The organism is Intrasporangium flavum (assembly GCF_001956915.1).
Lineage (GTDB): Bacteria > Actinomycetota > Actinomycetes > Actinomycetales > Dermatophilaceae > Monashia > Monashia flava.
In genome coordinates, this window is the sequence record NZ_MLJO01000006.1 from 22,783 (window position 1) to 42,403 (window position 19,621).

Genomic DNA, 19,621 nt, shown 5'->3' on the forward strand with positions numbered 1-19,621 from the left:
GCGCCTACGATGGCGCCCGGACGGGCGTACGACAGGGGGGCCCGCAAGGGTTTGGGGAACGACATGCGCGTCCTGCGTGCCGCCGTCACGGCGGTCCTGATGACCACGGCTGTACTGACGGCCCCCGCTGCTCCGTCGGCGCTCGCCACGGGAGCCGGGCCCGATGTGACAGAGGGAGTCCGGCTTCCGGCCTTTCCGGGCCAGCCCGTGACCGGCCCGCTCGTGGGGGGCATCGACTACTACCTGGATCCAACTCGCGACACCTACGCTCCGTCGGCCTCGCGCATCCGGCGGATGTCGGACAACAGTGTCGTCCGGACGGTCGAGGAGGTCGGGGGCCTGACCTTCGACGGCCCCTCGTACGTGACCACGGACTACAGCTCCAGCAGCCGACGAGTCACGGTCCGCGACGTCGAGTCCGATGCACTCCGTTGGACATTCGACCCAGCGCCGGGCCACAGCGTCATGAGCGCCTCGGCCAGCAGGATCGTCACCTGCGGGGACCCCTGCGTCGAACTGCACGTCCACCGTCCTGACGGCTCGGATGTCGTGCGCCCCCTGGACCACGTGTCGAGCGCCCTGGGCAGCACCGGCGACCTGCTCGTGCTCCGCGGAACGTTCGACAACGCCTTGTTCACTGTGAACCTCTCCTCCGGAGTGGTGACCAGTCTGCCGAGCAAGCCCGGGCAGACCATCGACCAGGTCGTCTTCCAGCGCGACCGCATCTACTGGACCGCGCACGACCAGGCCGAGTGGCTCAACTGGTCGGCCTATGACGGGTCGGCCGGCGGAACGGTGCAGATCTGGGCGCCCTTGGATACGCGGGGATGGGTTGCCGTCGGCGACGGTCTGGCCGTGTACTCCTGGGACATCCTCACGGACGAGGGGTCGCTCGTGCCCTTCGACCCGGCCACTGGTCTTGCTGGCGCGCCGATCGTCACGCACCTGCCCCATGCCCTGCCCGGCCAGGCCGGGCCGGGCCAGGCGATCGTCGTGGCGACGGAGTCCCCCACCAGCGGTGCCGTCCTCGTGGTCGACAGCGCCACGTCGACGCCGCGTCGGGTCGGCACCCTCACTGGCCCACCGCTGGACGCTGCGTCGTGGGTACTCTCAGGAACCCGTCTGACGGCCGACTTCAACGCCTTCGGTCGGGCGGGTGGCTCCGGCCCTACCCGCGCGACGGCGGCCGACGGCTCCGGGACCTGGGAGGACCGATCCTCGCCCGATTCGCCCTCTTTCCAAGGCGGCCTCATCAGCACATCGGGTGACGTCGCCATCACCGCAGTGAGCGGGCGGCAGCTCTATCGCGTTACGTGGCCCGGTGGAGAACGAATGGTCCTCAGCACTACGGAACCCCAGGTTGGCCACGGCGGTCGGGCGATCGTGCGTCATACCTCGACCTCCACGATCGTCGAAGACGCGCGCACCGGTGACCAGCTCGCCAGCAGTACGACGGGCGCGCTTGTCAGCGGAGCGACCCTGTGGAGAGGACCCTCGAACAATGCGATCGAAGAAGCCGATCTGCTGACCGGGGCGACACGTCGGACCATTCCCGTCGACCCGTCGTGCAGCTCGCTGCTCGACGTCCAGGGCCGCTGGGCATTCCTGTGGTGCGGTCCGCAGACGGAGGTGGTGGTCACCGACCTCCAGGGCGTCCTGGTGGACCAGCACCTCCCGTTCCCGGATGTCATGGGCAACGGCTTCGTCGGATTCCGCGAGATCCGGACGGATGCGTCCGGTACGCGGTCTGCGGTCCTGCGCGTGCGCGACCTGGCTCCCGGGGGCGCGGAGCGAACCTACGGTCCACTCGCCCTGGAAACGCGGTCTCTCCCCGCGGCGGCCGCGGACGAGTCCGGCGGCGCCCGACTCGCGTACGTCGACAACGGCAGTCAGCTGCGCGTCGTCGAGCTCGCGTGGCTCACCGATGCGCCCACGACATCGCTCGACACCGTGGCACCCACCCTCGCGCACTTCACCACGAGCCCGCGAGTGAGCGGTCCCGGGGTCTCGGCCACGTGGACCTTCACCGACACGACAGGCGACCCGGCGGAGCGGCCAAGTGGGGTCAGGGACTACGACGTGCGTTATCAGCAGGGCCCGCTCGGTGGTCCGTACGGGGCGTGGACTCAACCGCCGCACCTGCAGGCCACGTCGTCCATCGCGGCCGCCCTCACGCCTGCTCCAGGGATTGACACCTGCTTCTCAGTCAGAGCCCGCGACCGGTCCGGCAACACCAGTGCCTGGTCGACGGCCCGCTGCACCCTCGCCGACGGGCACGCCCCGTCGCTCACCTCGTTCACGTCCAGTCCCCGAGTCGCGTCGACGACGAGCCTCCGGTGGAGCTGGTCCTTCACCGATCCGGCGGAGGCGGCGGGAGTGCCCGGCACCGGCGTCGCCTCCTACGACGTCCGGATGCAGAGCGCGTCCACGGTCGGTGGCGCCTACGGCGCCTGGGTCTACAGCTCCGACCGGCAGGCGACAGCAGCGACGTCCACCGGCCTCACCGCGCGGAAGGGGGAGGACGTCTGCGTGCAGGTCCGGGCCCGTGACAAGGCGGGACGGCTGTCGGCCTGGTCGGCGAGCCGATGCTCCTCACCCGACGGCACCGCTCCCACGATCACCTCGGCGAGCGCCGGGCCGCTGCTCCGCACGAGCGCCACGACGACGAAGGTCACGTTCGCCTACCGGGCCACCGACAACCTCGGCGTCAAGAGCTACGACGTGGCCTACCGGTACGCCGCGCCGGGCCAGCTGATGGGCGGGTGGCGCTACGCGTCCTACTGGCAGGGCACGACCGCCACGCAGGCGAGCCTGTCCGTCCCTCCCGGCGGCCAGGTGTGCTTCGCGGTCCGAGCCCGGGACGTCATCGGCAACACCACGGCGTGGACGAGCCAGCGGTGCACCATCGTGCCGCTCGACGACCGGGCCATGTCCACCACCGGCAGTGCCAGCCGGATCACCAGCTCGCTCGCGGTCAACGGGACGATCACCCGCCTCAACGCCAAGGGCGCGGTCGCCTACCGCGCCGGCCTGTCCGGTGACGAGGTGCACCTGACCGTCCTCAAGGGGCCGGGGCAGGGCACCGTCGAGGTCCGCGCGAACAACCACGTCTTCGGCCGCTACTCCCTGTCCGCCTCGACGTGGAGCCGCCAGACGCTCGTGCTTCGCGGAATCCTCTTCACCGGCGCCACGGTGCGGGTCATCTCGACGACGTCCGCTCCGGTGCGCATCGACGCCATCACGTCCCGGAGGTACTGAGCGAGGTCAGTCGGCGGGAAGCGCCGCCATGGCCTCGATCTCGACGAGCTGGTCGGCATAGCCGAGCACCGTGACGCCGTGCAGCGTGCTCGGCACCTCGTGCTCGCCGAACGCGTCGTGCACGACCATCCAGGCGGAGACGAGGTCCTCGCGCACGGTCGTCGCGACGAGGACACGCGTGTAGACGACGTCGCTCAGGCGGGCGCCGGCCTCGGCGAGGGCGGTGACGAGGTTCGCGATGCAGTGCCGCGCCTGGGCCTCGATGTCGCCGGGCGCCACCGTGGCCCCCGCGGCGTCGAGCGGGCATGCGCCGGCCGCGAAGACGAGGCGGGCCGGCCCGTCCGTCGTCGCCGCGTACGCGTACGGAGCGATGTCGGTGAGCGAGGTCGACCGGACGAGCCGGACGACGCTGTCGGGTGCGGTCATGACCCGAACCTAACGCCCCGCCCGGGGCGGACTCCGGTGCGCTGCGTTCAGGATGACGACCAACACGAGCGTGCGCCGGCCCGCGACGTGCTCGGCGCCCGACGCGTCGGGCGATGGTGGTCGTCATCCGTGACACGTCGCCGGGCGACGGCGCCGCGTCGTCAGGGGCGACGGGCCGCAGCGGCCGCGGAGACCCAGCGCTCGGCGAGGGCGGGGTCGAGCGGCTTGGCGCCGGGCACGGAGCCGGCGGCCTTGTCGAAGCGGGCCACGAGGTCCTCGACCGGTGCGGTGCCGACGGCAGCGAGCGAGTCGTAGCCGGCCGCGCGCAGCACGGTCACGTGCTTGCCGGTGGCCTCGGGCAACGTCACGAGCTCGGCCTCGCTGACCCAGGTGCGCAGCGTGGCCCGGTCGACGCCGAGCAGGCGTTGCAGCTCGGTGGCGACGCGCGCCCGCGAGCCGACGCTGACGAGGTCGCCGGCGCGGAACAGCCCCGCGGCGGCGAGCGCCTTGCGACCGGTGGCGTCGACCGAGGGGAGCGCCTCGAGCGGCACCGACGGGCGCAGCAACGAGGCCGCCTCGGCGTTCTCGACGGGGATCGGCACGATGGTCATGGCCAGCCGGCCGACCGACGCGTCCTCCGGCGCGCCCGGCGTCGGGAAGCGGTAGCGCAGGTTGCCGAGCTCGTCGAGGTCGAGGCTGACCTTGGTGTCGAGCTGCACCTCGCGCAGCGCGAAGCGGGTGACGCCGTTGGCGGACTCCGACAGCTGCCGCTGCAGCTGGTCGGTGGCGTTGGCGATGGCCGTGCCGAGCTCGTCGTAGTGGCGGCCCTCACCCTGCAGCGCGGCGACCTGCGAGCGCAGGGCGTCGTTCTCCTTCTGCAGGCGCGCCACCTCGGCGGCGAGGTCCTCGACGAGCTTGCGGTCGCTGTCGTCCTCGACCGAGTCGACCGGGCGGAAGATGCCGAGCACTCCGTCGTTGCGGATGACGGCGGTGCTCGGGCGCAGCACGGCCCCGGAGAGCACCGCACCGGACAGCGACCCGGACAGACCGCCCGAGGTGGCGGTGCCGAGGTGGGTCGCCGAGCCGGGCGGCAGCGTGATGTGGTCGGTCATGAGGATCGTCCTCCACGGGGTGAGAGCGTTCAGGGGGTGGGTCCGGCGGGAGGGCCGGCCGGGTCAGGCGGATCGGCTGAGTCGGCCGGATCGGGTGAGTCGGCCGGGAGGGCGCTGCGCGGCCGGGCGTCCATGACGACGCGGAGGCGCACCTGCGTCGAGGCGTCGTAACCCAGCAGCGCGGCGTCGACCGGGCTGGCCGTGCGCACGAGCAGGCTCGGCCGCCCGGGCACCGTCGCCGAGACCCGGGCCGCGAGCTGCACCTCGAGGGCCGTCGAGCCCACGGTGAACCACAGCGGCGGCGGGACCGGCACGTCGCCGGGCGCGTCGTTGAGCCAGGCGTCGGTGCGGGCCTGCGCGTCGGCGTCGATCGTCGACTGCGCCGACACGACCGCGCCGAGGAGCCCGGCGACGAGGTCGCCGAGCTCCGCGGCCGGGCTGGTGCTGCCCATGGCGGTCGCGGCCGTCAGAAGACGACGGTCGTGTCGTTGGAGACGATGCCGATGCGGGCCGACACGATCGACTCGACCGGCGAGCGGTCCGCCGTCTCGTCGAGGAAGGTCCGCCGCAGCAGGATCTCCACCGTGCCGTCCGCGTCGGTCTGGTCGACCCCTCCGACGTACTCGAACGGCACGCCGGAGGTCTCGATCGAGATCGTCTTGCCGGCGATGGGCGTGCTGTCGCGACGGAAGTACTCGACCGTCACCTGCATCGTCCGCTGGGCGGGCGTGCCGCCGGCCGCCGGGATGTCGATGATCTCGCCGGCGCTGACCGCGAGGCGCGGCCCCTGCACTGCCTGGCGCGGCTTCGGCACCCCGATGTCGTGCCGCGGCGTCAGCTCGGAGTACATCCGGATGCGGCCGCGGGAGACGTCGGAGGTCACGTTGCTCGTGCCCGAGGTCGTCGTCCGGTCGTAGTCCAGGTAGGTGCGGCCGCCGCCGAGGATGACGAAGAGGCCGCCCTGGCTCGAGCCCTCGCTGTCGGTCGTGGTCGTCGTCGTGCTCGACGACCCCGCCGACAGCTCGCTCGCCACGAAGCTGCCCTGCAGGCGCACCTGGCTCCACTGGTAGAGCACCGGGTCGATGAAGGTGATGAGCGGCAGGCGCTGCTCGTGCGACACCGACTCGTCGATGTTGCCGTCGTCGTCGTACACGGTCTCCTGGACCGCGAGGATGTCGACGGTGGTCTCGGCGAGGGCGGTCGTCGTCGTGACGGCGGTGTCGTTGAGCTTGCGCTGCGTCGTCGCGACGGCCTGGCCGACGCCGGCGACGAGGTCACCGAAAGAGGTTCCGGCGCGGGCGAGCTCGTCGCTGACGTCGGAGTTGGGGATGTCGAGCGAGGCCGTTCCGGCCCCGACCGGTGTGATGGTCATGGTTGCTCCTTGAAATCGCTGAAGACGCGGATGTCGCGCGGTGGTGGGTGGGCTCCGGCGCGACGCGTCAGAGCGTGACCTGGCTGCTCTGGCGGACCTGCCCCAGCGAGGCGGTGACCGGGAACTGGCGGGGCGTCACGGTGGCCGCGACCGGGACGACGCGCGAGAGGGTGACCTCGACCTCGCCGTCGGTGTTGGTCGTGCTGCCGTTGAACCCGCCACCCGTCGTGAAGCTGATGCCGAGGCCGGTCGCCTCGACGACGAGGTTCTTGGCCGGGTTGACGGCGCCGGAGGCCTTGAGCACCTTGACGCGGACCTTGACCGACCGCGTCCGCACGCCGGCGGCCGTGGTGTCGGTGACCGAACCCTGCGAGAAGTAGAGGCGCGGGCCGATGTCGACGTTGGCCGGCGGCGTGAACCCGTCGGCCTCGCGCGGCGCGAGGAGCGCGTCGACGCGGACCTGCCCCTGCGACCAGTCGACCTCCTGCTCCGAGCTCGAGGTGACGTTCGTCGTCTTCGACGTGTCGTGGGTGTCGAACCAGCCGAGGAAGCCCCAGAACATCCCCACGGCGTTGTAGCCGATCGAGACCTGCTCGCGCTTGAACGTCATGGCCTGCGTGTTGTCGATCTCGCCGACCTCGAGGTCCATCGCGAGGCGCACGTACTTCCACTCGTGCACCGTCGGGGTGATGAAGTTGAGAACCGACACCTCGGAGGTGACGAGCTCGGTGGCGTCGAGGTCGGGCAGGCCGTCGTCGTCGAGCGTCTGGATGACGTCGGTGACGACCTTGATCTTCTTGTCCGACAAGGCCTGGACGCTGTCGACGAGCCCCTTGTCGAGCGCGGTCTGCGACGTCGCGACGCCGAGGCCGATCGAGGACAGGACGTTGCCGAACGTCGGTGCGACGCGTCCGAGCTCGTCGGTGACGTCGGCGCCGAGCTCGGCGGGCGTCGTCGCGGCCCCGGCGGGCACGGTGTCGTCGAGCGCGACCCCGCCCACGGGACGCGTCGCCCGTCGGGTGACGGCCCGCGAGCTCGACCCGTTCGAGCCGTTCGCGCCGTCGGTGGGCGCCACCGCGCTCGCCGCCCTGGACGCCGTCGCGGGACGACGTGCCGAGGACCGGCGGGCGCGGGACGCAGTCTTGGTGTCAGCCATGATGTGGCTCCTGACTTCTCTGCGTGGCCGGTCTGCCTCGGCAGACCGTCACGGGGGCGGACCCGTGCCCCCGATGCCGGTCAGAGTCAGGACGGCGTGGGGGTGATACGTCCCGATGTGCGACGCAGCCGGCTGCCGCGCGGCGCACGCACGGCCAGCGCGAAGCGTCGCGGGCCGGTCATGACGCGGCTGCCGGCGACCTCGACGCGGAGCAGCCCGCCGGGCGCCGACGGCAGGTCGACGACCTCGACCGTGTGGAGAGTGTCGGGCCGGCCGGGGGCACCCTCGGGGTGGTTGCCCCACCACGTGGTGCCCTCGGGGGTGGCGACGACGAGGTCGAGGTCGTCGACGAGGCGCGGGTCGGGCGCGTCGTACCAGGCGAGGGCCACGCGCACGGGACCGCCGCCGGGCGGCACGCGCAGCGTCCAGCCGCGCCGGCCGCCGGTGTCGACGGCGTCGTCCGCGGCGTCGAGGAGCCACGCGACGTGGTCGGGCCCCGAGGGCAGCGAGCCGGCGACGTCGAGCCGCCCCCACCCGCACACCTGCGGGTCCTCGCGCTGCCCGCTCGTGCCTCCGCGTCGCAGCACCGGCGCCGCGCCCATCATGAGAATCGCCTTGAGCCCCAAGCCGGTCGGGCGACGGCGTGCGAGCCGCCAGCCCTGCAGCACGAGCGCCGCACCCCCACCGAGGACGCCCACGGCGATCGAGGTGCCCGACCGGTAGCAGTAGTACGGCTGCGGTGACGCGATGCCGTTGCCGACGTCCGGCGACACGAGGCTGCGCAGCCCCACGAGGTTGGTGCCCGGCGCGCAGAGGTCGGGTTTGCGGCGCCCGTCGGGCGTCGGTCCGGTGGAGGTGAGCAGGGCGATGCGGTCGGGCTCGCCGCTGACCGGGTCGACGCGGTCGGCGGGGTTGGGGTACCGACGCGACGCGTTCTCGAACGCGGCCCAGCCCCGACGCTCCCCGACGCCGACGGTCGGCCCCTCGGTCGCGCCGACGGCGAGGACGTTCTTGGCGCAGGCGGGCGAGTAGACGGTCGTGCCGTCGGGGGCGCGGTCGCCGTCGGGGTCGGAGCCGAGGTTGCCCGACGCGTAGAGGACCAGGTGCTCGGGGTGCTCGGCGAGGAAGAGGTCGACCTCGTGCGCGTCGTCGGTGTACGCGCCCGCGACGGCGTCGCCCCAGGCGTTGACGTGGATCCGCGCGCCACGCCCGGCGGCGGACTCGAAGAGGTCGCGCAGGTCGAGCGGCCGGCCCGCGAGGTAATAGCCGTCGGGAAAGGCGTTCTCCTGCAACGGTTTGGCGTCGACGTACTGCTCGATGGCCTGCACCACGACGCTCGCCCCGGGCGCGACGCCGTGCTTGGCGCCCTGGCTCGCGGCGCCCGTGCCGACGACCGTACCGGTGACGAAGGTGCCGTGGCCGCGGTTGGTGTCGGCCGCCCCGTCGTCGGCACCCGGGTGCACGGCGACGGCGTCCCAGCTGGCGTCGATCGGGCGGCTGACGAGGCTCGCGACGCGCCCTCGCAGGTCGGGGTGCAGGTCGTCCAGGCGCCCGGAGTCGAGGCCGGTGTCGACGACGCCGACGACGACGCCGGTGCCGTCGAGGCCGTCGTGGCGCGGCACCGCCGCGCCGACCGCGGCGTCGAGCGGGTCGTCGAGCACGTGCGGCAGCCGCGGCGTCGTGACGAGCTTGACCCCGACGACGCCGGCGAGGTCGCCCGGCGTCGTGCCCGGTGCGAGGCGCACCCGCAGCTTGCTCCGCTCCTGCGCGAGGACGGTGTGCCCGGCCCGGCGGAGGCGTCGGGCGACGGTGTCGCGCTCGGCCCGCGCGAAGACGACGACGTCGACGACGTCGCGCCCCACGACCGACGGGGGCACGACCTCGCGGGCGCAGGCCGCCGCGTCGTAAGGCACCGCGCCCACCGCTCCGGGCACGGCATCCTCGAGCGGGCCGGACGCGTCGGGCAGGTCGACGCACGCGCCCGAGGGCGGGCACCAGAACCGGACGGTCACGCCGGCGGCGTCGAGGGCCGACCGCAGCCGCGCGTCGACCGGGGTGCCGAAGCGGACGACGACCCTCGGGCCGTCGCCGCGCCGCCACTCCCCGTCCTCCACCCGCACGGGGCTGCCATGGACGAACACGACATCATCGCTCATCCCAGACAGTGGGCCGCGCGGTCCGCACTGATACCTGTCCCGCTGGCAGCATGGCCGGGATGAGCTCCCACTTCGGCTCGAGCTCGGAGGCATCCCCATCGTCACGGCGCTGAGCGGCCTGACCGGCCTGCCCGCCATCTTCGTGCGCAAGGAGGCCAAGGCGTACGGCACCCGCAAGCTCGCCGAGGGTCCCGCGGTGGCCGGGCGGCGCGTCACCCTCGTCGAGGACGTCGTGACGACCGGCGGGGCCGTGCGCAACGCGGCCGTGGCGCTGCGCGAGCGCGACGCGTCGGTCGGGGTCGTCGTGTGCGCCATCGACCGCAGCGAGCCGGGCGCCAACCGGCTCCACGAGGTCGGGGTCGAGACGCGGTCGGTGCTGACGCGCGCCGACCTCGACGCCGCTCGTCACGGATGACGACCACCATCCGCTGACGGACGCGTCAGGCGTGCTCAGCGCGTGGCGCGGGCGGGAGTCGTGGTCGTCATCCCGGACGGCGTGGGCGCACCCGGCACCGGCTCGTCGCGCGCCGGCAGGGCGGCGAGCGCCACGACGAGCACCGCCGCGGCCACCCACGGCCACGCGACGCCGTGCGGCAGCAGCGTCGACACGACGCCGGGCGCCACCGTCGTCGCGACGCCCCACGCCAGGCCGAACACGGCGAGGTGGGCGGCCCGACCCCAGGCCGGCGCGAGCCGCGCGGCCCCGGCCTGCAGGGGGCCGAGGGTGAGCGTCGACCCGACGGCCACGACCGACAGGCCCACCCCGAGCACGACGACCGCCTCGAGGCCCGGCGTCCCGAGCGAGCCGACCGAACCGACGGCGAGCCCCGCGACGACCAGGCCGCCCGCGACGACGCCGTACCCGAGGCGCAGCGCCGTCGCATCGGCCCGGACGCGGTCGCGCACCCGGCGCACGAGCGGCTGCGCGGCGAGCGCGGCCGCCGCCTCGACCGCGAGCAGCACCCCGGTCGTCGAGGGGCCGAGACGCAGCGCCTCGACGGACAGCGGCAGCGCGAAGACGACGACCATGTAGGCGGTCGCGAACACCGTGCCCCGGGCCGTGTGCCGCAGGAGCCCACGGTCGCGCGCGGCCGCGAGCATCGGCCCGCGCCCGGTGGGCTCCGACGCCTCGGCCCCTGCGGCCGGCGCCCGCAGCAGGAGCGCGACGAGCAGGGCGCACGCGAGGCACGTGACCGCGTCGACGACGAAGAGCCACGCGATGCCGGCCCGCACCACGACCGCCGCGATCCCGCCCGCCGCCACCCCGGCGACGGCCAGCACCGACCAGAGGAGCGCATAGGCGGAGGGCAGGTCGGCCGGGTCGACGAGGTCGGCGACGAGGGCCTGGCTCGGCGGCTCCACGACCTCGAACGCGAGCCCGAGCAGCACGGCGCCGACGAGCGCCCAGCCGAGCGTCGGTGCCGCGGCGAGCACGAGCTGGGCGGCGGCGCACCCGACGAGGCCGGCGACCATCGTCGGCACGGCCCCGAAGCGTCCGGCGAGGTACCCGCCGAGCAGCCGCGACGGGATCGTCGCGAGGCCGAAGGCCGCGAGCACGACGCCGACGACGGCGAGCGAGGCGCCGAGGGCGGTGCCGAGGTGCACCCCGAGGAAAGCCATGCTGAAGCCGCCGAGGCGGTTGACGCAGCGGGCCAGGACGAGCACGGCGAACGCGCGGGGCATGGGACTCCCTCGAGACGATGACTGGTGACCTAAGGTTGAGCGGTCACCACCCGACGCACCCAACCACGAGAGGCGTGACTGGTCAAGTGGACTTCGACAGTCATCTCGGACGGCTCCTCGACGCCGCGGCCGGCCTCGTCAACGCCCTGACGCCGGGGCAGGACGGCGGACACCCGGTCGCCGCCCCCGCGGGCGCCGAGCGCCACGAGGCCGTCACGGGCGCGCTCCTCGACGCCGACGGACGCCGGCCCCGGCCCGAGCGCGCCGCCACCGGCCGCCTCGCCGAGCTCGCGCCGCGCCTCCGCGAGGTGTTCGAGGCGACCGACGCCGGCGACCTCGACGCCGCCGCGGCACGCGTCAACGCCCTCGTCGACGCCACCTCCCCCCGGCCGCAGCTCGACCGCGACGCCTCCGGCGCCTACCGCCTGCACTTCCACGGACCCGACGACTCGTTCGACCGCGGCTGGGCCGCCGGCATCGCCGCCGGGCTCGCGGTCGCCCTCGGCTCCGACCTCGCCGGCCGGCTCGGGGTGTGCGCGGCGCCCGCGTGCGACCGCGTCTACGTCGACACCTCGCGCAACGGCGGGCGCCGGTTCTGCTCGGCCCGGTGCCAGAGCCGGGTCAAGGCCGCGGCGCACCGGGCCCGGCACCGCGGAGACTGACCCGCGACGGCGTCGGAGCCGGCCTCAGTCGCGCGGGCGCACGAAGCACGTGCGGCAGCGGGCCTCGTAGGAGAACGTGCCGTCGTCGGGCAGCGCCTCCGACCCGCCCGCCTCGCCGGTGCCGAGCCGCTCGAGGAACGGCACGCCGGCGCGGAGCACCTGGGTGTGCGTCGCGCTGAAGTCGCGGCACACGTCGCACACCGCGCGGCGGTAGGTGACGGCGTCGGGCCCGAGCTCGAGCAGAGCACGCACGGGCGCGAAGAGCTCGCCGCGGTGGTCGAGGTCGATGCCGGCGACGACGACGCGCGTGCCCCGGCGCAGCAGCTGGTCGACGACCTCGATGTCGGCGACGTCGAACATGTGCACCTCGTCGACCGCGACGAGGTCGAGCTCGGCGTCGAGGGCCTCGGCGAGGGCGAGCGTCTTGGTCGTCGTGAGCACGCCGCCGCTGCGGGAGGTGACGCCGGTGTCGCGGACGTGGCGTGCCGACTGGTAGACGCGGTGCTTGACGCGCGTGTACTGCAGCGGCGAGAGCAGGCGGATGAGCTCGAGGCTCTTGCCCGACTTCATCGGCCCGAGGACGACGTCGAGCGACACCTCGCTCGCGGTGCGGACGGCCTGCCTGACGTCGTCGATCGTGGTCACGGGCGGCAACGGTATCCGCCCGGACCGACGGCGCTCAGCGTGGCTCGCCGCGGGCACCGTGGACCGCCGCCTCCTGGCAGGCGGTGAACTGCGGTTCCGAACCCGTGGCGGCGAGGAACGCGTCGGCATGACCCGCCGCGCGGGCCTGCGCACCGAGGAGCCAGCACAGGTCGGGGTCGGCAACGGTCAGCCCGGCCCCCTGCCACTGCGCCTCGTTGACCTGAGACTCGAGCGACTCGAACCGGCGGTCCTGGCTGTCGACGAACCAGACCCAGCCGAGCACGTTGCCGACGACGAGCGCCAGCGCCAGCCCGACGCTGAGCGGCCGGCGCAGGCTGCGCTCGACGGCCCCCGTCGGCGACTGCGAACCGTGCTCGGCGTACTGCGGCGCGGCGGGCGCCCGGTGGTCGACGCGCGGCGAGCCGCCGGCGTCAGGAGAGGTCGTCCCCATGTCATCCCCTGTCGACGTGGCGCGCCCCTGTGCGCACCGTGGGCCGACGCTACTGCGCGGCAAAAGGGTTCGCCCGCCGGGCGCGCCGCCACCTAGCGTGTCGGCGTGCCGATGCATGCCGACGAGGTCCGAGCCACCCCCGAGCTGGTGCGCCGGCTCGTCGACGCGCAGTGCCCCCAGTGGGCCGACCGGCCGGTGACGCCGCTGCCGGACGACGTCGAGGGCACCGACAACGTGCTCTTCCGCCTCGGCGAGGACCTCGTCGTCCGGATGCCGAAGGTCGAGTACGCGGCCGGCCAGGCGGAGTCGGACGCGCGGTGGCTCCCGGGCCTGGCGCCGCACCTGCCCGCCGAGGTCCCGGTGCCGGCGCACCTCGGGCGCCCGGGCGAGGGCTACCCGTGGGCGTGGGCGGTCGTGCCGTGGGTCGAGGGCACGACACCGCCGCGCCTCGGTTCCGACGACGCCCCTCTCGCCCGGGAGCTCGCGGCCTTCACCCGTGCCCTGCACGCGGTCGAGGCCGCCGGCGGCCCCTCGAAGCCGCCCGGCTCGCGCGGCACGCCGCTGCGGCACGCCGACGACGCCGTCCGCGCCGCGCTCGGGCGGCTGCGCGGCCACGACGACGGCTTCGACCTCGCCGCCGCCGAGCGGGCCTGGGACGCGTGCCTCGCCGCACCGGACTGGCACGGCGACCCCGTGTGGATCCACGGCGACCTCCAGCCCGGCAACCTCGTCGTCGACGCCGGTCGGCTCCGGGCCGTCATCGACTGGGGCGCCCTCGGCGTCGGCGACCCGGCACCCGACGTCGCGGCCGCCCTGTGGACGTTCACCGGCGCAGCGCGCGACACGTACCGCGACGCCGTGGCCCCCGACGACGCGACGTGGCTGCGGGCCTGCGGCTGGGCGCTCGCACCCTCGCTCACCGGCATCGGGTACTACCGGCACACCTTCCCGCGGATGGCCGAGCACGGTCGGCGGATGGTGCAGGCGGTCCTCGCCGAGCTGACCTGATCGCCGACACGACCCACACCCTCTACTCGCCGGTCACCGAGGTGGCGTGGAAGGCTGCAGGGTGCGACACCACCCCGTCAGCCCCCTGTGAAGGAGCACTCGATGATCTCGCGCATCGCCATCGTGAACCGCGGCGAGGCCGCCATGCGGCTCATCCACGCGGTGCGTGACCTCAACGCAGCAGCCGGGCCGGACGGCCACCGCATCGAGACGGTCGCCCTGCACACCGAGGGCGAGCGCCGCGCGATGTTCGTCCGCGAGGCCGACCACGCCTACGACCTGGGGCCGGCGTCCGCGCGTCCCTACCTCGACTACGCCGTCCTCGAGCGCGCGCTGCGCGAGACCGGCGCCGACGCCGCGTGGGTCGGCTGGGGCTTCGTCGCCGAGCACCCCGCCTTCGCCGAGCTGTGCGACCGCATCGGCGTCACCTTCATCGGCCCGAGCGCCGAGGCGATGACCAAGCTCGGCGACAAGATCGGCAGCAAGCTCATCGCCGAGGAGGTCGGCGTGCCCGTGGCGCCGTGGAGCCGCGGCGGCGTCGACACGCTCGAGGACGCCACGGCCGCGGCCGGGCGCATCGGCTACCCGCTCATGCTCAAGGCGACCGCCGGCGGCGGCGGGCGCGGCATCCGCCGCGTCGACTCCGACGCCGACCTCGCCGACGCCTACGAGCGGACGCGTGACGAGGCCGAGCGGGCCTTCGGCTCGGGCGTCGTCTTCCTCGAGAAGCTCGTCACCGGCGCCCGCCACATCGAGGTGCAGGTCATCGCCGACGGCCAGGGCACCGCGTGGGCCGTGGGCGTGCGCGACTGCTCGGTGCAGCGCCGCAACCAGAAGGTCATCGAGGAGTCCGCCTCGCCGGTGCTCAGCCCCGAGCAGGCGCAGGAGGTCAAGGACAGCGCCGAGCGGCTCGCGATCGCCGTCGGCTACGCCGGCGCGGGCACCGTCGAGTTCCTCTACCACCCGGGCGAGCGCTTCTTCGCCTTCCTCGAGGTCAACACCCGCCTGCAGGTCGAGCACCCGATCACCGAGTCGGTCACCGACACCGACCTCGTCAAGCTGCAGATCCACGTCGCCGACGGCGGACGCCTCGACGCCCTCCCGCAGGGCCGGCCCACCGAGCGCGGCCACGCCGTCGAGGCCCGCCTCAACGCCGAGGACCCCGACCGCGACTTCGCCCCGAGCCCCGGGCGCATCAGCCTGCTCCAGTTCCCCGCCGGCCCCGGCATCCGCGTCGACACCGGTGTGGGAGAGGGCGACTCGATCCCCGCCGACTTCGACTCGATGATCGCCAAGATCATCGCCTACGGCCGCGACCGCGACGAGGCGCTGGCCCGCCTGCGCCGCGCCATGTCCGAGACCACCGTCGTCATCGAGGGCGGCTCGACGAACAAGTCCTTCATCCTCGACCTGCTCGACCAGCCCGAGGTCATCGACGGCTCGGCCGACACCGGCTGGATCGACCGGGTCCGCGCCGAGGGCCGCCTCGTCTCGCACCGCCACTCCGGCGTCGCGCTCGTCGCGGCCGGCATCGAGGCCTACGAGGACGCCGAGGCCATCGAGCGTGCACGCCTCTTCGAGTCCGCGCGCGGTGGTCGCCCGCAGGTGCAGCACACCGTCGGCCGCGCCATCGACCTCAAGCTGCGCGGCACGGCCTACAAGGTCACCGTCCTGCGCACGGCCTCGCACCGCTACCGGGTCACCGTCGCCGGCGGCGGCGCCGAGCACGTCGTCGAGGCCGAGCTCGACCTCATCGACGAGTACGCCGGCCGCATCAGCGTCGAGGGCCGCAACCACCGCCTCGTCACGGCGACGCACGGTCCCGTGCAGCTCGTCGAGGTCGACGGCGTCACCCACCGCGTCAGCCGCGACGAGGGCGGCGTCGTCCGCTCCCCCGCGCCGGCGCTCGTCGTCGCGACGCCGGTCGAGGTCGGCGCCGAGGTCGCCGCGGGCGCCCCGGTGCTCGTCCTCGAGTCGATGAAGATGGAGACCGTCCTCGTCGCCCCGATGGCCGCGCGGGTCCGCGAGATCCTCGCGAGCGTCGGCAGCCAGGTCGAGACCGGTGCGCCGCTCGTGCGACTCGAGCCCCTCGAGGACGCCGACGAGGCGGCCGACGCGGCCCCGGCGGCCGACGAGTCGGTCGACCTCGACCTGCCCGAGCCGACCACCGGCACCGCCACGGCCGAGCAGCGCGCCGCCCGTGGCCTGGCCGACCTCTCGGCCACCGTCCTCGGCTTCGACGGCGGCGCCGACGGCGGCGACCGCGGCACCCTCGCCGCCTACCTCGCGGCCCGCGACGAGCTCGCCGCCACGGGCCCGCGCGGCGACGAGCCGCTCGTCGAGGAGATCGCGATCCTCGACCTCATCAGCGACTTCGCCGAGCTGAGCCGCAACCGGCCGGCCCTCGAGGAGCGCCACACCGAGCTGCTCGTGCACAGCCCGAAGGAGTTCTTCCACACCTACCTGCAGAGCCTCGACCCCGACCGGGCCGGCCTGCCGACCGACTTCCGCGACAAGCTCGCCCGCGTCCTGCGCCACTACGGCCTCACCGACTTCGAGCGCACCCCCGAGCTCGAGGAGGCCGTGTTCCGCATCTTCCTGTCGCAGCAGCGCTCGGCACCCGAGATCGCCTTCGCCACGTCGGTGCTCCAGCGCTGGCTCGCCGAGCCGGTCCCGGCTCCCCCGCTCGACGCGTCGGCCCGCGACGCGCTCGACCGCCTCGTCGTCGCCACGCAGCTGCGCTTCCCCGTCATCGGCGACCTCGCGCGCAGCGTCCGGTTCCGCTGGTTCGACCAGCCGCTCGTCGACGAGGGCCGCGCCAGCGTGCTCGCCGGGGTCCGCGACAAGGTGGCGGCCCTCGCGGCCGACGCCGACGCCGCCGACCACGCCCTGCGCGTCGACGAGCTCGCGGCGATCCCCGAGCAGATCGTGCGGTTCCTCGCCGAGCGGCTGCACGCCTCGGCCGACACGCCCGAGGGCATCCAGGCGCACGAGCCGATGCTCGAGGTGCTCATCAAGCGCCACTACCGCGGGCACGAGCTGCACGCCCTGCGCACCTTCACCGAGGCCGGCCGCCCGTTCGCGACGGCCGACTACACCCTCGACGACCGCCACACGCACCTGACCTCCAGCATCGGCGCCGTCGACGAGCTCGTGCCGGGCAGCGCCCTCGACACCGCGGTGTCGGCCGACGTCTGGGCCCGCACCGAGGGCAGCCACTCGGTCGTCGACCTCTACCTGCGCTGGCCCGACGAGCCGGAGTCGCCCGACGAGGCGAGCGACCGGCTCGCGGCGCTGCTCCAGGAGCTGCGCTTCGCCCACGACACGCGTCGGGTCGCCGTGGCCGTCAGCGGCGGCACCGAGCGGAACGTCGACTACTTCACGTTCCGCCCGGTCGAGGGCCGCCTCGTCGAGGACCGCCTGGTGCGTGGCGTCCACCCGATGGTCGGCCGCCGCCTCAACCTCTGGCGCCTCACCGCGTTCGACGTGACGCGCCTCGACGCCCCCGACGACGTCCTGCTCTACGAGTGCGTCGCCAAGGACAACCCCGAGGACCGACGCCTCGTCGCCCTCGCGCAGGTGCGCCAGATCGTCGTCGTGCGCGACGAGCACGGCCAGGTGTCCGGCCTGCCGCACGTCGAGCGGGCCATCGCCAACTGCCTCGAGGCCATCCGCCGGGTCCGCGCCGCGCGCGGCCCGGGCGGTTCGCGCCTCGACATGAACCACGTCTGGGTGCAGATCTGGCCGACGATCGAGGCCGATCTCGGCCAGCTGACGGCGCTGCGCGGCAAGATCGCCCCGCTCACCGCCGGCGCGGGCATCGAGGAGGTCCTCGTCGAGGCCGACGTCGCGACCGCCCCCGACCAGAAGCCCGCCCCGATCGCCGGGCGCTTCTTCTACCAGCCGGGCTCCGGCGTCGAGGCATCCGTCGGCGCCCCGCCCACCGAGCCGCTCGCGCCGCTCGACGACTACGCCTCGAAGGTCGTGCGGGCCCGCCGCCGCGGGCTCGTGTACCCGTACGAGCTGCAGTCGATGATCGCCGGTCAGGGCGGCACCGTCGTCGAGCACGACCTCGACGACACCGGCGCGCTCGTGCCGGTCGACCGCCCGGTCGGGCTCAACAAGGCCGGCATCATCGTCGCCGTCGTCACGACGCCGACGCAGCGCCACCCGCAGGGCGTGACGCGCGTCGTGCTGTCCGGTGACCCGCTGCGCTCGCTCGGCTCGGTCGCCGAGGCCGAGTGCGCGCGCATCATCGCGGCCATCGACCTCGCCGAGCAGATGCACGTGCCGCTCGAGTGGTACTCGCTGTCGGCCGGCGCCCGCATCTCGATGGACTCCGGCACCGAGAACATGGACTGGGTGGCCCGCGCCCTCAAGCGGATCATCGAGTTCACCCAGGCGGGCGGCGAGATCAACATCGTCGTCGCCGGCATCAACGTCGGCGCCCAGCCGTACTGGAACGCCGAGGCCACGATGCTCATGCACACCAAGGGCATCCTCGTCATGACGCCCGACAGCGCCATGGTCCTCACCGGCAAGCAGTCGCTCGACTTCTCCGGCGGCGTCAGCGCCGAGGACAACTTCGGCATCGGCGGCTACGACCGCGTCATGGGCCCCAACGGCCAGGCGCAGTACTGGGCCAAGGACCTCGTCGGCGCGCGCGCGATCCTCATGGCGCACTACGACCACGCGTACGTGGCGCCGGGCGAGTCCGGGCCGAGGCGCGTCCCGACGAGCGACCCGTCGCACCGCGACGTCACGCTCTACCCGCACGAGCTGCCCGAGTCGGGGTTCAAGACCGTCGGCGACATCTTCTCGGCGGTCACCAACCCCGACCGCAAGAAGCCGTTCGACATCCGCACCCTGATGCGGGCCGTCAGCGACCAGGACCACGAGCCGCTCGAGCGCTGGGCCGGAATGGCCGACGCCGAGACCGCCGTCGTGCAGGACGCCCACCTCGGCGGCATCCCGGTGACGCTCATCGGCATCGAGTCCAAGCCGGTGCCCCGTCGCGGGTTCCCGCCCACCGACGGCCCCGACACGTACACGGCCGGGACGCTGTTCCCGCGGTCGAGCAAGAAGGTGGCTCGCGCCATCAACGCCGCGAGCGGCAACCGCCCGGTCGTCGTGCTCGCCAACCTGTCGGGCTTCGACGGCTCGCCGGAGTCGATGCGCAGCCTCCAGCTCGAGTACGGCGCCGAGATCGGCCGGGCCATCGTCAACTTCGACGGCCCGATCGTCTTCACCGTCGTGTCCCGCTACCACGGTGGCGCGTTCGTCGTCTTCTCCAAGACGCTCAACCCGCGCATGACCGTGCTCGCCGTCGAGGGGTCCTTCGCCTCGGTGCTCGGTGGCGCACCGGCCGCCGCCGTCGTGTTCTCGCGCGACGTCGACGCCCGCACGGCCGCCGACCCGCGCGTCGCGCAGCTGCAGGAGCAGGTCGCCGCGGCGTCGGGCGTCGAGCGAGCGCGCCTGGCCACCGAGCTCGCCGAGGTGCGCGGCTCGGTCCGGGCCGAGAAGCTCGGCCAGGTGGCCTCGGAGTTCGACGGCGTGCACAGCATCCAGCGCGCCGTCACCGTCGGGTCGGTCGACGAGGTCGTCGCACCGCACGACATCCGGCCGCGCATCATCGCGGCGGTCGAGGCGGGCCTCCAGCCGGAGGCCTGACCCGGGCACGACCACACCACAG

Annotated in this window: 14 protein-coding genes; 5 read left to right on the top strand and 9 right to left on the bottom strand. The window is 73.9% G+C overall.

What is annotated here, in order from left to right; all coding sequences use genetic code 11:
• Positions 1-207: 207 nt before the first annotated feature.
• Positions 208-3,258, top strand: coding sequence for a hypothetical protein (locus BIV28_RS05480; protein WP_207555791.1), 3,051 nt, complete (start codon positions 208-210; stop codon positions 3,256-3,258).
• A gap of 6 nt (positions 3,259-3,264) precedes the next feature.
• Here BIV28_RS05480 and BIV28_RS05485 read toward each other — a convergent pair whose 3' ends face one another.
• From BIV28_RS05485 to BIV28_RS05510, 6 genes are all read right to left on the bottom strand, one after another.
• Positions 3,265-3,684, bottom strand: coding sequence for a RidA family protein (locus tag BIV28_RS05485; protein ID WP_076260025.1), 420 nt, complete (start codon positions 3,682-3,684; stop codon positions 3,265-3,267).
• A gap of 161 nt (positions 3,685-3,845) precedes the next feature.
• On the bottom strand, positions 3,846-4,796 hold the full coding sequence (locus tag BIV28_RS05490) for a DUF4332 domain-containing protein (protein WP_076260026.1): 951 nt from the start codon (positions 4,794-4,796) through the stop codon (positions 3,846-3,848).
• 29 nt (positions 4,797-4,825) lie between these two features.
• A complete protein-coding gene (locus tag BIV28_RS05495) occupies positions 4,826-5,248 on the bottom strand; it encodes a hypothetical protein (protein WP_076260028.1) in 423 nt (140 codons plus the stop codon).
• 14 nt (positions 5,249-5,262) lie between these two features.
• Positions 5,263-6,168: a hypothetical protein gene (locus BIV28_RS05500; RefSeq protein WP_076260029.1), complete on the bottom strand. Its 906-nt coding sequence runs from the start codon at positions 6,166-6,168 to the stop codon at positions 5,263-5,265.
• A gap of 67 nt (positions 6,169-6,235) precedes the next feature.
• Positions 6,236-7,324: a hypothetical protein gene (locus BIV28_RS05505; RefSeq protein ID WP_207555792.1), complete on the bottom strand. Its 1,089-nt coding sequence runs from the start codon at positions 7,322-7,324 to the stop codon at positions 6,236-6,238.
• Between the two features lie 86 nt (positions 7,325-7,410).
• Complete coding sequence (locus BIV28_RS05510; protein WP_207555793.1) at positions 7,411-9,480, bottom strand: S8 family serine peptidase; 2,070 nt, start codon at positions 9,478-9,480, stop codon at positions 7,411-7,413.
• A 97-nt stretch (positions 9,481-9,577) separates the two neighbouring features.
• On the opposite strand from BIV28_RS05510, the gene BIV28_RS05515 reads away from it, so the two are divergent.
• Positions 9,578-9,895 carry an orotate phosphoribosyltransferase gene (locus tag BIV28_RS05515; RefSeq protein WP_278247760.1) on the top strand — a complete coding sequence of 106 codons (318 nt, stop codon included), beginning with the start codon at positions 9,578-9,580 and terminating at the stop codon, positions 9,893-9,895.
• Positions 9,896-9,930: 35 nt separating this feature from the next.
• Here the strand turns inward: BIV28_RS05515 and BIV28_RS05520 are convergent, their stop codons facing one another.
• Positions 9,931-11,163, bottom strand: coding sequence for an MFS transporter (locus BIV28_RS05520; RefSeq protein WP_076260034.1), 1,233 nt, complete (start codon positions 11,161-11,163; stop codon positions 9,931-9,933).
• Between the two features lie 74 nt (positions 11,164-11,237).
• Here BIV28_RS05520 and BIV28_RS05525 point away from each other — a divergent pair, with 74 nt between their 5' ends.
• Entirely contained in the window at positions 11,238-11,825 is a 588-nt protein-coding gene (locus BIV28_RS05525; RefSeq protein ID WP_076260035.1) for a CGNR zinc finger domain-containing protein, read from the top strand.
• A gap of 24 nt (positions 11,826-11,849) precedes the next feature.
• Here the strand turns inward: BIV28_RS05525 and BIV28_RS05530 are convergent, their stop codons facing one another.
• On the bottom strand, positions 11,850-12,470 hold the full coding sequence (locus tag BIV28_RS05530; RefSeq protein ID WP_083707072.1) for a thymidine kinase: 621 nt from the start codon (positions 12,468-12,470) through the stop codon (positions 11,850-11,852).
• A gap of 34 nt (positions 12,471-12,504) precedes the next feature.
• Positions 12,505-12,921 (bottom strand): hypothetical protein, encoded by a 417-nt coding sequence (locus BIV28_RS05535; RefSeq protein WP_076260037.1) that lies wholly within the window; start codon positions 12,919-12,921, stop codon positions 12,505-12,507.
• A gap of 111 nt (positions 12,922-13,032) precedes the next feature.
• On the opposite strand from BIV28_RS05535, the gene BIV28_RS05540 reads away from it, so the two are divergent.
• Positions 13,033-13,929, top strand: coding sequence for an aminoglycoside phosphotransferase family protein (locus tag BIV28_RS05540; RefSeq protein ID WP_076260166.1), 897 nt, complete (start codon positions 13,033-13,035; stop codon positions 13,927-13,929).
• Between the two features lie 102 nt (positions 13,930-14,031).
• A complete protein-coding gene (locus BIV28_RS05545; RefSeq protein ID WP_076260038.1) occupies positions 14,032-19,599 on the top strand; it encodes an ATP-binding protein in 5,568 nt (1,855 codons plus the stop codon).
• Positions 19,600-19,621 lie beyond the last annotated feature (22 nt).